Here is a 12,339-nt window from a genome sequence, read left to right as displayed (position 1 = left end):
CACCATGACGATCCACATCGGCATATCCGGCTGGCGCTATGCGGGCTGGCGCGGCATCTTCTATCCGAAAGGCCTTGCGCAGGCGCGCGAACTGGCTTACGCCTCGCGCGCCGTCGATACAATCGAAATCAACGGCTCGCACTATTCGCTGCAGACCATCGACAGTTATCGTGCCTGGTACGACGCGACGCCAGAGGGGTTCGTCTTCAGCGTGAAAGGCCCGCGCTATCTGACGCACATGCTGCGCTTCCGCGATGAAACGGCGCGTCCGGCGATGGCGAATTTCTTCGCATCGGGGGTGCTGGCGCTTGAAGAAAAGCTGGGCCCATTCCTCTGGCAATTTCCGCCCAATTTCCAGTTCGACGTTACCCGGATCGAACGATTCCTGGCTTTGCTCCCTCAAACGATCGAAGAAGCGATCGCACTCGCGCGAACGCACGATGCGCGTGTCAAAACTGCCTGGTGCCACCCGAAGCGCCGCGGCGCGCTGCGCCATGCGGTAGAGGTGCGGCATGCGAGTTTCTGCGTCGCGGAGTTTCCCGAATTGCTGCGGCGCCATCGTGCGTCGCTTGTCGTATCGGATTCGGTGGCTGGCTGGCCGTATTTCGAGGACGTTACAGCCGACTTTATTTACATGCGGTTGCATGGCACCGAAACGCTTTATGGCGGCGCCTATTCGGAACCTGCGCTCGATCGATGGGCCAAACGCATTCAAGCGTGGGCCGAAGGCGAAGAGCCGAGCGACGCCCGATGCGTGTCGCCGGCGCATCCGCCGCGCGAGGCACGAGACATCTTTTGCTATTTCGACAACGACCAGAAAGTGGAGGCGCCATTCGACGCTCGACGATTGAAGCAACGGCTCGGCGCCGATGCCGCGCCGCAGCCGGTCGTGCAGCACGCGCAGCGGCGTCGTTCAGCGCGGGCCAAAGCAGCCGCGCCCAAAACAACTTAAAGTGGAGGGCTCGCGGACTGCCGCACCGCGCATGTCGCGATACCCGATAGACACCAAGATCGAGGTCGGTCCAATGCCGGCCGACATCCACCCATGGACAGGAGCGATGCGATGAGCGTCGTCGTATCAGGATTGCAACGCGCTTACGACGAGGTTCGGCAATACAGCCTCGCGCTAGCCGAGCCGCTTTCCGCGGAAGACCAGGGCGTCCAATCGATGCCCGACGCGAGCCCGACGAAGTGGCATCTCGCCCATACGACCTGGTTCTTCGAGACGGTCGTGCTGAGGCCGCATGCGCGGGCGTATCGGAGCTTCGACGATCGGTACGCCTACCTTTTCAATTCGTATTACGAAGCGTTGGGTCCGCGGCATGCAAGGCCGCAACGCGGCGTATTGACGAGGCCCGGGTTGCAGGAAGTACAGGCGTATCGGCGCCACGTCGACGAAGCGATCTCGGCGCTGCTCGCATCGGCCGATGACGAGACGCTGGCCATCGTCGAGCCGTTGATCACGCTGGGCTTGCACCATGAGCAGCAACATCAGGAGTTGATCCTGACCGACATCCTGCATGCGTTTTCCTGCAATCCGTTGCTGCCGGCATACCGTGCCCGACCAACCGATGCCTCGCGAAAGCCGATCGAATCGCTTCCGCTGGAATGGTTGCGTCAGCCGGGCGGCATTGTAGAAATCGGCCATGACGGCAACGGCTTTTGCTTCGACAACGAAGGGCCGAGGCATGAATATTTATTGCGCCCGTTCGAGATGGCGAATCGGCTCGTGACCTGTGGTGAATACGCCGCGTTCATCGCGGACGGCGGGTATGCACGTCCCGAGTTCTGGCTATCGGATGGCTGGTCCATGGTCCAGCGCGAGGGTTGGACGGCACCGATCTATTGGATGCGGGCCGACGATGCCGGGCAGGGCAACTGGCGCGTCTTCGGGCTCTCGGGCGTGCATGCGCTCGACCCCGATGCACCCGTGTCGAACCTCAGCTTTTATGAAGCGGCGGCTTACGCCGAGTGGGCCGGCGCGCGTTTGCCGACCGAGTTCGAATGGGAGGCTGCGTTCGGCGCGCCGGGCATCGAGCAGATGATGGGACACGTCTGGCAATGGACGCGTTCTTCGTACGACCCGTATCCGGGGTTCCGGCCATTGCCCGGCGTGGCGGCCGAATACAACGGCAAGTTCATGGTGGGGCAGCAGGTGTTGCGCGGCGGCAGTATCGCGACGCCGCCGGGGCATACGCGGTCCACCTATCGCAATTTTTTCCCGCCGGCGGCGCGCTGGCAATTTACGGGAGTACGCCTTGTACGAGACTACTGACGCATCCGCCCTCGTCGGCGCCGCGCCTCCCCGGCGCGTGCAGGCCGATCTTGCCGACAACGCGTTTTGCCGCGACCTGTTGGAAGGGTTATCGCAATCGCCGCGAAAAATTGCGCCGAAGTATTTCTATGATGCGCAGGGCTCGGCACTGTTCGACCGGATTTGCGAATTGCCCGAATACTATCCGACGCGGACGGAGCGGCGCATCCTTGAACGGCATGGGCGAGAGATCGCCCACGTGATGGGCCCACAGGCCGACATCATCGAATTCGGAGCAGGGTCGCTGGAGAAGATTCGCATCGTTTTGCGATCGTTCGAGGCGAGTGCGTTGCCGCGCCGGTATTTTCCGATCGACATTTCCGGTTCGCACCTCGAAGAGGCTGCCCGCAGGCTACATGACGAATGTCCATGGTTGCAGGTGCGGCCTGTCGCGGCCGACTACATGGATGAAGCGCAGCTGTCGGGGCTCGATGCATCGACTGGGCGTCGGGTGGGCTTCTTCCCGGGGTCGACGATCGGCAACTTCGACGCGCACGAAGCGCTGGCTTTTTTGCGATTGGCGGCGCGGGTGCTCGAAGGCGGGGGCTTGCTCGTCGGCGTTGATCTCGTCAAAGACCCGCAAACCCTGCATCGTGCTTACAACGACGCGCAAGGCGTAACGGCTGCGTTCAATCTGAATCTGCTTCGGCGTGCCAATGTGGAGCTCTCGGCCGATTTCGATTTACGCGAGTTCGCGCATTACGCCTTTTACGAGCCGCGCAAACAACGGATCGAAATGCATCTCGTGAGCCAATGTGCGCAAACTGTTCGCGTGGCAGGGCAGAATTTTCGCTTCGAGGAAGGAGAGAGCCTTCATACCGAGAACTCGCACAAGTTCACGATAGAAGGCTTTCGTAAGCTGGCCGTTGCTGCGGGCTTCCGCCCGGGGCCGGTCTGGACTGACGAGGCGCGCCTATTCAGCGTGCATTGGCTCGAAAGTCCGAGGCGGGGCGCTGCGTCGGAGTAATCGATTCACGACGCCCGCCGTGGCTGGGCCGGGCCCGTTCAGTCGCGGCCCCAGCCGTGACGCTCACGCCATTCGTGTTCGCGCCACTGATGTTCGCGCCATTCGCGGCGGCGCCATTCGCGTTCGCGCCAGCCATCGTCGCCTCGCCAATATTGGACGGGGGCATAGGCCACCTGCGGCGGCGCGACATACACGGGCTCGGGTGCGACATAGGCCGGGCCGGGGATGCCGATGCCGACCGCCAGATCGACGTGTGCCGATGCGGCCCTTGACATGCCGAGCGCCGCGACGCCGATACCGATCACTGCTGCGACGAGTTTCTTGTTCATGAGGTCTACTCCTTGCGCGGTGGTTGCGCTCGTTTTGTGTGGAAGACGAGCCCAGTGTAGGAGTGCCGGCGCGATACATGTGAAAGCGGCATGCGAGATTCGTAACGCTCGATTACGAGGGGCAGGCCTTTGGCGGCGCCGTTTCGCTTGACAGGTCGCCGTTGCGCGGCACACCGAGGGCAGGCGTCAATGCCGCCCTGCCTCCCGCAAGCGGCGCAAAACATCGAGCACGTACTCCGTTGCCCGGTCGGTGTTCTCACTGCGATGCGCGATACCGAGCGCTCGCCACAGCGTGGGCCGCAATGGCCGCACGACGATGCGCGGGTCTTGCGTCGCGACCGCACTTTCATGAGGAAGCAGCGTCGCGCCATATCCGGCCGCGACGAGACTCTTGATGGCGTCGGTGTAATTGAGCTTGATGCGCGGCGTGGGATGCTGTCCGGCGGCGGCGAACCATTCGGTGGTAAGGCGTGATAGCCGCGTATTCGAATCGTTGAGAATGAGCGGTTGTGCCGCCAACCATTGAGGCGTGACCTGGCGAGGACTCTGGCATTGCGCGGGCATGAATGCCGCGACCCGATCCTTGCGCCATGGCTCGATGCGTATGCCCTTTACCGGCGATTGCGGCAGTGCCACGATACCCACGTCGAGTCCCCCATCGCCGAGTTGTATCAGCGTCTCTTCGGACGTCAACACCGATATTTGCACGTCAATTCCCGGATGCGCAGCGCCAAGGCGCTCGAGCGCCTGCGGTAGATGATGCGCAATAGCGCTGGTAGACGCCCCAAGCCGCACGCGTCCTTCCAGCCCCTGTGCCTGGCGGCGTACTTCTTCTATGGCTTGTTCGGCATCGGCCAGCAGCCTGCGTGCATGTGCGATCAACGTCTCGCCGACGGCGGACGGTGCGATGCGGCCACGTTGACGCAGCAGAAGCATGGCCCCCACGCGGCTTTCAAGATCCGAGATATGAAGACTGACCGTAGGCGGCGCGAGGTGCAGCAGGCGCGCGGCTTCGGCGAACGAGCCGCATTCTGCGATGGTCACCAACGTTCGCAGGCGATCCAGACTGATTTGACGCATGTCGGGTCTCGTTTATAAAAAATGAACGTGAGCCACAGGAAATTCAACTTTTCCTATTCCAGATCGTAACGCAAGATGCGCGAAACCATCCCCTTTGGACGGTCACGAGTGGAGTCCCGACATGGAACAGTCAGCGATAGACAGCACGCAGCAGTCGAAAAGAGAAACACCGCTCAAGCGGAGGCGGCGTGCAACGAATGCGCGTTCCGCTGCGGTTGCTACTGCGTTGACACTCGTTGCATTGGCGGCCGGCACGTTCGTCTATGGTCGGCTGCACGCGCCTACGCCTCGCGAAGCTTGCGTGCGCAAAGCGGCGAACGATGCGCACAGTCTGTTCGAAGCCGCTTTTCAGAATCCGTTGGAGACGAATGCATTGGCTCGAATGGAGCGCGCCTGCGCTCGCTGAAACAAGCCGCCACGGTTAGCGCGCGTTACGCTTTTCCCGCCCCCTGCGCCGCCAACGCGTGTCGCAGAAACTCGTCGATCAAGCCGTTCATCCCTTCCGGATGGGTGGCTGCGCGTTCCTTCAGCGTAGAGACGAGTTCGCTATCGAGCTTGCATGCGAACGGCACGAGCCCTTTGGCCTGATCCAGCTTGCGCTGCTCGCGGCGATTGACGGGTGGTTCGGTCACGCCTTTGCCGAAGCGGTCCGATTGGGCTTGCTTCATCGATTGAGTCAGTTTGAGCGCCTTGTTTTTTTCAAGGTCGGTTTTCTTCATTGCCATGGAACGTGTCCTGCGGTTGGAATCGAACAGCGCGTATTGTACGCAGTCCTAAGCGGTACCCCGACGAGCAGCATGTCACGCGCTCAACGCCTGCCGCGTCGCCGGTCGGCTTGAATCAACCGCCCGAGCTGTCGAACGAGCGGAACGAACAAGGACTCCGACGTGTTCCCATACCCGAGCACGAGGCCGTTGTCGTCGGGCCGGGGCTTCAACGCGAAACGCGATAACGGCATCGGCGCCATGTCGTACGTGCGGGCCGCTTCCGCGATGCGCATGTCCGAGCAATCGGCGGGAAGCCTGACAGTCAGATGCATGCCGCTATCGCCGCCCGTGATGACGTGCGGCGTATTCAAATGCTGCGTCAGCGCCGCGCGCAATGCGTCTTGTCGTCGCCGATAAAGCCGTCGCATGCGGCCGAGGTGCCGAGCAAATTGCCCGCTCTCGATGAATTCCGCTAAGGCGAGTTGCTCGAAGCGGTGGCCGCCGCGCAGCGTTTCGCGCAGCAAAGGAAGCGCTTTGGCCAGCAATGCTTCGGGCAGTACGAGGAAGCCCAAACGAAGCGACGGAAACAGCGTCTTGCTGAACGTGCCGACGTACAGCACCGGCGAGTGAGGCACCAAACCTTGCATCGCGCCGATCAATTCTCCCGTGTGGCGGTATTCGCTGTCGTAATCGTCTTCGATGATCCATGCGCCGTGAGCTTGCGCTTTGGCGATCAGCTCTAAACGCCGCGATACGGTCAGCACGGAGCCGGTGGGGTATTGGTGCGATGGCGTCGTATAGATGAGCCGCGGCGCATGCGTCTGCCACGCGCTCTCGGGTACGCACAAGCCGCCGTCGTCGACGCGGATCGGCACGACGTCTAAGTCGCCGCACGTGAAGGCCGATTGCGCGCCGCGGTAGCCCGGCTCTTCGACCCACGCGTGCTCGCCGGGATTCGTCACGAGCCGAACGCAGAGCGAGAGCGCCTCTTGCGCGCCCTCGGTGATCACGACTTGGTCGGGTTCGCAACGCACCCCGCGCGCGACGGCCAGGTGGCGCATGATGGCGACGCGAAGCGCCGATTCGCCCTGCGGGTCGCCATAACCGAGGCCGCCAACGCCCGCCTTGCGCACGGCGCGATCGAGGCAGTTTTTCCAGGCGCCCAAAGGGAAGCGGGCAAATGCGGGCACGCCGGGCCGCAACGGCAATGAGTTGCCGGCATTGAACGACGCGCCTCGAATCAGCGAGGCGCGATTGGACACACGCGGCGCGGCGGCACGGCGCGTTGTACGTCGCCCCGCTTCTTGCCGGTCGAGGCTGGTGACGCGCGTGCCCTGGCGACTCAGTTCGATGAAGCCTTCCGCGCCAAGCAGTTCATAGACGGCCGTTACGCTATTGCGTGAAATGCCCAGCGCGACGGCAAGCGCGCGCGAACCGGGGAGACGGCAACCGGACGGAAAACGGCCGTCCAGGATCGCGCCGCGCATGCGCTCGTGCAATTGCTTCTGCAGCGATGCGCCGCTTCGATCTCTGACGAGCGGTGTTTCGAGCAACAAGTCGAGCACGGCGCTCGCGGGCTCATCAACGGTGGACATGAGCGGATGCACAATGGGAGGCGGGTTGTGGGGTGCTTCGAACGGCGCGTGAATCGTGCTCGGATCGTGGCACCATCGAATTCGTCACGCGTGGCCCTTTGAAGCAGGCCACGACGATTTTAAAGTCTTCCCCACCACACGCAAATCGGGAGTCGCCATGTCCATCACGACCAATGAATACGGGCAGCCAATCGGCGCGCCCGTGCCGGGCTGGTCGCCGCGGCCGTTGCCAAGCGCGGAAACGCTCGAAGGCGCTTACTGCCGGCTCGAGCGCCTGAACGCGCAGCGCCACGGCGAAGATCTCTACGCGGCCTATCGCTCGGCCAGCGACGATCGAGACTGGACATATCTGAGCGTCGGGCCGTTCAACGATCCGCAAGCGTTTCAGCGCCACCTGGAAACGGCTGAACGCAGCGTCGATCCGCGGCACTATGCGGTGATCGATAAACGCACGGGAAAGGCAGTCGGTACGTTGGCGCTCATGCGTATGGAGCCGAACTCGGGCGTCATCGAGGTGGGCTTCGTGACGTTTTCCCCTCTGCTCAAACGCACGCCGATTTCAACGGAAGCCCAGTTCTTACTAATGGCTTACTGTTTCGACGAACTCGGCTATCGCCGCTATGAATGGAAATGCGACAGCTTGAACGCCCCCTCGCGCGCGGCGGCCGAGCGGCTTGGATTCCAGTTCGAAGGGGTATTCCGGCAGGTGGTGGTGTACAAGGGGCGAAACCGCGATACGGCGTGGTATTCGATTCTCGATAGCGAGTGGCCGGTGCTGAAGCAGGCGTTCAAAGCCTGGTTGGCGGCGGACAATTTCGACGCGCAAGGTAAGCAGCGTGCATCGCTGGGTGAATTGCGCAAGCGGCTGTCGTAGTGGTCGTGTAATCGTCGAGCAGTGCGGCGTCCGCATGCAACGCGAACGCCGTCGCCGGATCATCGGCCGGGCTATGCGATCTATCCGTCCATTCTGGCGATTGCATCCAACTGCGCATAAACATCCCCTGACAGGCGGATTTGCGCAGCCGCGATGTTCTCGCGCAAATGCCCGAGCGAGGACGTGCCCGGAATCACTAGGATATTCGGCGCCCGATGCAGCAGCCACGCTAACGCGGCTTGCATCGGCGTGGCGCCGATCGATTCGGCGATGTTCGACAGCGCGGTCGAGCGCAGCGGAGAAAACCCGCCCAGCGGAAAGAACGGCACATATGCGATGCCTTGGGCCGCGAGCGCATCGACGAGCGCATCGTCGTCGCGGCTAATCAGGTTGTACTGATTTTGTACGCAGACGATCGGCACGATGCGCTGCGCTTCTTCGATTTGCGCGGCAGTGACATTGCTCAGACCAATGTGGCGAACGAGTCCCGCACGCTGCATCTCGGCGAGCGCCTCGACCTGCCGCGCAATCGATCCTTCGGCCGGCGCATGCACGTTGCCCATGACGCGCAGGTTCACGACATCGAGCGCTTCGAGCTTCAGATTGCGCAGATTGTCATGCACGGCTTGCCGCAGTTGCTCCGGCTCCTGCGCAGGCAGCCACGAACCGTCGGACCCGCGCACCGCGCCAATTTTCGTGACGATAACGAGCGATTCGGGGTAGGGATGCAAGGCCTCGCACAGGATCTGATTCGTGACATGAGGTCCGTAAAAATCGCTCGTGTCGATGTGCCTGACGCCCAGCGCCACGGCTTCCCGCAGCACCGCCACAGCGGCGTCGCGATCCTTCGGCGGGCCGAACACGCCGGGACCGGCCAATTGCATCGCGCCATAGCCCATGCGCGGAATGCGGTGTGTTCCCAGGATGAATGTGTCTTCGAAAGCTTGTTCGGACATGGCGTCCTCTCCATTGGTACAAGTGGTACAAGTTGAATCGGTGACGCCAGTATCGTCACGATTGCACTGTTCGATAATCCGGTTTAAGTTGTACGGGTTGTTAAAAATAATGAACAATCCCCATGGATTTCAACGACCTTGCAGCCTTCGCTTCGGTGGCCCGCGCAGGCGGCTTTCGTGAGGCGGCCCGCGCCAGTGGCGTTTCGGCATCGAGCTTGAGCATTGCCGTGCGCCGGCTCGAGGCGAAGCTCGGGCTGCGATTGCTGAATCGAACCACGCGCAGCGTCGCCCCCACCGAAGCAGGCCGACGCTTGTTGGAGCGCCTGACGCCGCTGTTCGGCGAAATGGAAGCGGCGCTCGACGTCCTCAACGTCTTTCGCGACAAGCCATCCGGCACGCTGAGACTGAACGTGCCCGCGAGCGCGGCGTGGGTCATCTTGCCGGATATCGTCGCCTCGTTTATGGAGGCGTATCCCGCCATTCGCCTGGAGGTGTTCGTCGAAGATGGCTTTGTCGACCTGCTTTCGATGGGATGCGATGCCGGCATTCGCTACGACGAGCGACTCGAGCAAGACATGATCGCGGTGCCGATCGGGCCACGCGTGCAGCGCTTCGCGACGGCGGCGGCTCCGGCTTACCTCGCCGCACATGGGTCGCCCGAGCACCCGCGCGAGTTGCTGTCTCATGCGTGTTTGCGCGGACAGTTTTCGAGCGGGGCGATGGCGATGTGGAATTTCCAGCGCGGCGACGAAGTGTTTCGGCTCGATCCACCAGGGCCGCTGCTCGTCAAACCGGTCGCGTCGCTCGAACTGGCCATCGCCGTTGCGGTGCGCGGGGGAGGCATCGTTCATTTGTTCGAGGGCATGCTGCGCCCGCACCTGGACAGTGGCGCGCTCAAGCCTGTGCTCGAACCGTGGTGGCAGCCCTTTCCCGGGCCGTTTCTCTACTACCCCGGGCATCGTCATGTGCCGGCGCCGTTGCGGGCCTTCATCGATTTCATCAAGCGGTTCGATGCATGAGGTTCAAGCATGCAACGCCGAACCTCATAGTTTTTCTTGGCTCTGTTTCAACTTAATGTCGTTTGTGATCGACGGCAATTGAGCGGATATTTCCGCGGCGACACGGCATGGCCGTCGTGCACATCACCGACCCCAAAGCAAGAAGGAGATTCGAACCCATGAAAGGCAGCATGTTTCGCCTCATCGCGGCATTCACGTTCGCGACATGCGCGATGACGGCAGTCAGCCGCGCGGCCGAGCCGGCGCGAGACAGCCTCAAGAAGACGGTCGATGCGGTCATCGAACCGCTCATGAAGCAAGACGGCATTCACGGCATGGCCATCGGCATCATCATCGCGGGCAAGCCCTACGTGTTCAACTACGGCGTGGCATCGGTTGAGACCGCTCAACCCGTGACCGACCATACGTTGTTCGAGATCGGGTCCGTCAGCAAGACGTTGACGGCGACGCTCGCGTCGTATGCCGCCGTAAGCGGCCACCTTTCGCAGTCGGATACGACCGGCCAATACATGCCCGCACTGCGCGGCACGCGATTCGGCAGCGTCGAACTGCTCAATCTGGGCACGCACACGCCGGGCGGCGTGCCGCTGCAAGTGCCCGACGAGATCAAGACAGAGGCCGATCTGGTTGCTTACCTGAAAGCGTGGCGGCCGACGTATGAGCCTGGGACATACCGCACGTATTCGAATCTCGGCATCGGCCTGCTCGGCACGATTGCCGCGCGCAGCATGAATGCCGATTTCAATTCGTTGATGCAGCAGCATCTTTTCCCCGAACTCGGCATGACGAGCACTTATATCGACGTGCCCGACGCGCGAAAGGCCGATTACGCCGAAGGCTATACGAAGCAAGGCGCACCGGTTCGCATGCGGGGCGGCATGCTCGGCGCGCAAGCGTATGGCGTCAAAACGACGGCGGCGGACCTGGTTCGCTTCATGCAGGCGAACATTGACCCGTCGGCGCTCGACGCCGGACTGCAGCAGGCCGTCACGCAAACGCACACAGGTTACTTCCAAGTCGGGCAGATGACGCAAGACCTCATTTGGGAACAGTACGCGTACCCCGTCACGCTCGATGCGCTGCTCAAAGGCAACTCGTCAGCCGTCATCCTGAATCCCACGCCCGTGTCACGCATTACGCCGCCGCAAGCGCCGAGCAAGGCGGTGTTGATCAATAAGACCGGCTCGACAAACGGTTTTGGTGCCTATGTCGCATTCGTGCCAGAGCAACGAATTGGAATCGTCATGCTTGCCAATAAGAATTTTCCGATCGACGTGCGTGTGCGTGCCGCGTACGAAATATTGAGCACACTCGCAGCGAAACAACGATAAGCAGCGTAAACATCGTTGAACCGCTATCATTGTTCACCCTATGCTTGCTTCGCGCGCATTGCGATGCATGCCGTCGATGCTGCCGCAACGGGCGAAACGGCTGCGACGTAAATGGACATTGAATGGCGCCGCAACGGGGAATCGAGATCCCCGTTTCAACGATCGAATTATCAAATGCAAAGAAAAATAGAACAAAACCCAGGGTTGGCGACAGACCTCTTGCTTCACGCCGAAATGGGCACCGTGTCGCACGACGATCGTTATATCGTCATGCGCACGCCGGAAGCACCCGAATACTTTTTCGGAAACAGGCTCGTGCTTCAGCGTCGCCCTTCGCAAGAAGACCGGGCGCAGTTGGAGAGCGATTTTGCCGCGTTGGTCGGCGTGCCGCCGGCCATCGTTCATCGCAGTTTCGCGTGGCCGGAAGACGGCACAGATGAAATCGGCCTGGATGCGTTCGTCGCGCACGGCTACGCCGCTTCAGTATCGAGCGTGCTGGTTTCCCAACGCGACGCTTTGCGCCCGACGGCGACGAACAATGCGGTGCATGTCCGGCTTTTCGATTCCGACCGCGACTGGGCCGATTGGGTGCGTATTTCGCTGTCGGAGATGCCCGATCCGACGTGCGAGGTGTCGCGCCGATGCATCGACTATCAGCGCTCGGCTTATCGTCGGTTGATCGACAAACAGGTCGGCAATTGGTGGGGGGCGTTTATCGACGGCGAGCTGGTCGGAAGCCTCGGGTTGTTCTTCTTCGGACATATCGGCCGCTTCCAGTCGATCGTCACGCGAGAGGATCATCGAAACAAGGGCGTCTGCCGAACGCTGTTGACGGAGGTCGTCAAACGGGCGGCGGGCATGCGCGACCGGTTGGTCATCGTCGCGGACGAGTCGTACCATGCGCTGCGCATGTATGAGGCGCTCGGGTTCGCGCGGCAGGCGCGGATCGGCAGCGTTTGCTACGCGCCTGCAACGAGCCCCGTCGATAGCGTGGCCTAGGGCACGTTCCCCTGAAGTCAATACCGTTTTGGGGCTTGCCCTGTCAATCCAAAATTGAAATGTCCCCTTTTGCCCAAGATAGAGATGTCCCCTTTGGCGGCGGGCTAGACTAGGTAGTGCTTGTGCTCAGGCTGTTCGATAGAACGGCCTGAGCACCGGCTGTGGACT

General features: G+C 61.8%; 13 protein-coding genes. 8 read left to right on the top strand and 5 right to left on the bottom strand.

Annotated features, from left to right (window positions below; translation table 11 throughout):
- Positions 1 to 4: 4 nt before the first annotated feature.
- From C0Z19_RS24760 to egtD, 3 genes are all read left to right on the top strand, one after another.
- Positions 5 to 952 carry a DUF72 domain-containing protein gene (locus C0Z19_RS24760; protein ID WP_102612516.1) on the top strand — a complete coding sequence of 316 codons (948 nt, stop codon included), beginning with the start codon at positions 5 to 7 and terminating at the stop codon, positions 950 to 952.
- A 111-nt stretch (positions 953 to 1,063) separates the two neighbouring features.
- The gene (gene egtB / locus C0Z19_RS24755) at positions 1,064 to 2,275 is read left to right on the top strand and encodes an ergothioneine biosynthesis protein EgtB (RefSeq protein ID WP_102612515.1); all 1,212 of its coding nucleotides are present in this window, start codon (positions 1,064 to 1,066) and stop codon (positions 2,273 to 2,275) included.
- A 37-nt stretch (positions 2,276 to 2,312) separates the two neighbouring features.
- Positions 2,313 to 3,281, top strand: coding sequence for an L-histidine N(alpha)-methyltransferase (gene egtD / locus C0Z19_RS24750; RefSeq protein WP_233196277.1), 969 nt, complete (start codon positions 2,313 to 2,315; stop codon positions 3,279 to 3,281).
- 38 nt (positions 3,282 to 3,319) lie between these two features.
- On the opposite strand, the gene C0Z19_RS24745 is transcribed toward egtD, so the two are convergent.
- Together C0Z19_RS24745 and C0Z19_RS24740 are read right to left on the bottom strand one after the other, a co-directional pair.
- Positions 3,320 to 3,610, bottom strand: a complete 291-nt coding sequence (locus C0Z19_RS24745; protein ID WP_102612480.1) for a hypothetical protein — start codon at positions 3,608 to 3,610, stop codon at positions 3,320 to 3,322.
- Between the two features lie 186 nt (positions 3,611 to 3,796).
- A complete protein-coding gene (locus C0Z19_RS24740) occupies positions 3,797 to 4,690 on the bottom strand; it encodes a LysR family transcriptional regulator (protein ID WP_102612479.1) in 894 nt (297 codons plus the stop codon).
- 121 nt (positions 4,691 to 4,811) lie between these two features.
- Between C0Z19_RS24740 and C0Z19_RS28065 the strand changes: the two genes are divergently transcribed.
- Positions 4,812 to 5,096, top strand: coding sequence for a hypothetical protein (locus tag C0Z19_RS28065; protein ID WP_146012136.1), 285 nt, complete (start codon positions 4,812 to 4,814; stop codon positions 5,094 to 5,096).
- Positions 5,097 to 5,121: 25 nt separating this feature from the next.
- Here the strand turns inward: C0Z19_RS28065 and C0Z19_RS24730 are convergent, their stop codons facing one another.
- Both C0Z19_RS24730 and pdxR read right to left on the bottom strand, forming a co-directional pair.
- Entirely contained in the window at positions 5,122 to 5,415 is a 294-nt protein-coding gene (locus C0Z19_RS24730; protein ID WP_102612477.1) for a hypothetical protein, read from the bottom strand.
- 83 nt (positions 5,416 to 5,498) lie between these two features.
- Complete coding sequence (gene pdxR, locus C0Z19_RS24725; protein WP_102612514.1) at positions 5,499 to 6,992, bottom strand: MocR-like pyridoxine biosynthesis transcription factor PdxR; 1,494 nt, start codon at positions 6,990 to 6,992, stop codon at positions 5,499 to 5,501.
- A gap of 157 nt (positions 6,993 to 7,149) precedes the next feature.
- On the opposite strand from pdxR, the gene C0Z19_RS24720 reads away from it, so the two are divergent.
- A complete protein-coding gene (locus C0Z19_RS24720) occupies positions 7,150 to 7,866 on the top strand; it encodes a GNAT family N-acetyltransferase (RefSeq protein WP_102612476.1) in 717 nt (238 codons plus the stop codon).
- A gap of 80 nt (positions 7,867 to 7,946) precedes the next feature.
- Here the strand turns inward: C0Z19_RS24720 and C0Z19_RS24715 are convergent, their stop codons facing one another.
- Entirely contained in the window at positions 7,947 to 8,822 is an 876-nt protein-coding gene (locus tag C0Z19_RS24715; protein WP_102612475.1) for an aldo/keto reductase family oxidoreductase, read from the bottom strand.
- Positions 8,823 to 8,944: 122 nt separating this feature from the next.
- Here C0Z19_RS24715 and C0Z19_RS24710 point away from each other — a divergent pair, with 122 nt between their 5' ends.
- From C0Z19_RS24710 to C0Z19_RS24700, 3 genes are all read left to right on the top strand, one after another.
- Entirely contained in the window at positions 8,945 to 9,841 is an 897-nt protein-coding gene (locus tag C0Z19_RS24710; RefSeq protein ID WP_102612474.1) for a LysR family transcriptional regulator, read from the top strand.
- Between the two features lie 158 nt (positions 9,842 to 9,999).
- Positions 10,000 to 11,172 (top strand): class C beta-lactamase, encoded by a 1,173-nt coding sequence (gene ampC / locus C0Z19_RS24705; protein ID WP_102612473.1) that lies wholly within the window; start codon positions 10,000 to 10,002, stop codon positions 11,170 to 11,172.
- A gap of 174 nt (positions 11,173 to 11,346) precedes the next feature.
- Positions 11,347 to 12,171 (top strand): GNAT family N-acetyltransferase, encoded by an 825-nt coding sequence (locus tag C0Z19_RS24700; RefSeq protein WP_102612513.1) that lies wholly within the window; start codon positions 11,347 to 11,349, stop codon positions 12,169 to 12,171.
- Positions 12,172 to 12,339 lie beyond the last annotated feature (168 nt).

The sequence above is a fragment of the Trinickia soli genome, from assembly GCF_002879855.1.
Classification (GTDB): Bacteria; Pseudomonadota; Gammaproteobacteria; order Burkholderiales; family Burkholderiaceae; genus Trinickia; species Trinickia soli.
Note: the sequence above shows the minus strand (reverse complement) of the source record. Positions and strands in the feature narration are given on the sequence as shown.

Excerpts from the sequence above, each read along its gene's own strand:
- C0Z19_RS24760 (WP_102612516.1), top strand. The coding sequence starts at position 5 with ATGACGATCCACATCGGCATATCCGGCTGGCGCTATGCGGGCTGGCGC.
- egtB (WP_102612515.1), top strand. The coding sequence starts at position 1,064 with ATGAGCGTCGTCGTATCAGGATTGCAACGCGCTTACGACGAGGTTCGG.
- C0Z19_RS24745 (WP_102612480.1), bottom strand. The coding sequence starts at position 3,610 with ATGAACAAGAAACTCGTCGCAGCAGTGATCGGTATCGGCGTCGCGGCG.
- C0Z19_RS24740 (WP_102612479.1), bottom strand. The coding sequence starts at position 4,690 with ATGCGTCAAATCAGTCTGGATCGCCTGCGAACGTTGGTGACCATCGCA.
- C0Z19_RS28065 (WP_146012136.1), top strand. The coding sequence starts at position 4,812 with ATGGAACAGTCAGCGATAGACAGCACGCAGCAGTCGAAAAGAGAAACA.
- C0Z19_RS24730 (WP_102612477.1), bottom strand. The coding sequence starts at position 5,415 with ATGGCAATGAAGAAAACCGACCTTGAAAAAAACAAGGCGCTCAAACTG.
- pdxR (WP_102612514.1), bottom strand. The coding sequence starts at position 6,992 with ATGTCCACCGTTGATGAGCCCGCGAGCGCCGTGCTCGACTTGTTGCTC.
- C0Z19_RS24720 (WP_102612476.1), top strand. The coding sequence starts at position 7,150 with ATGTCCATCACGACCAATGAATACGGGCAGCCAATCGGCGCGCCCGTG.
- C0Z19_RS24715 (WP_102612475.1), bottom strand. The coding sequence starts at position 8,822 with ATGTCCGAACAAGCTTTCGAAGACACATTCATCCTGGGAACACACCGC.
- C0Z19_RS24710 (WP_102612474.1), top strand. The coding sequence starts at position 8,945 with ATGGATTTCAACGACCTTGCAGCCTTCGCTTCGGTGGCCCGCGCAGGC.
- ampC (WP_102612473.1), top strand. The coding sequence starts at position 10,000 with ATGAAAGGCAGCATGTTTCGCCTCATCGCGGCATTCACGTTCGCGACA.
- C0Z19_RS24700 (WP_102612513.1), top strand. The coding sequence starts at position 11,347 with ATGCAAAGAAAAATAGAACAAAACCCAGGGTTGGCGACAGACCTCTTG.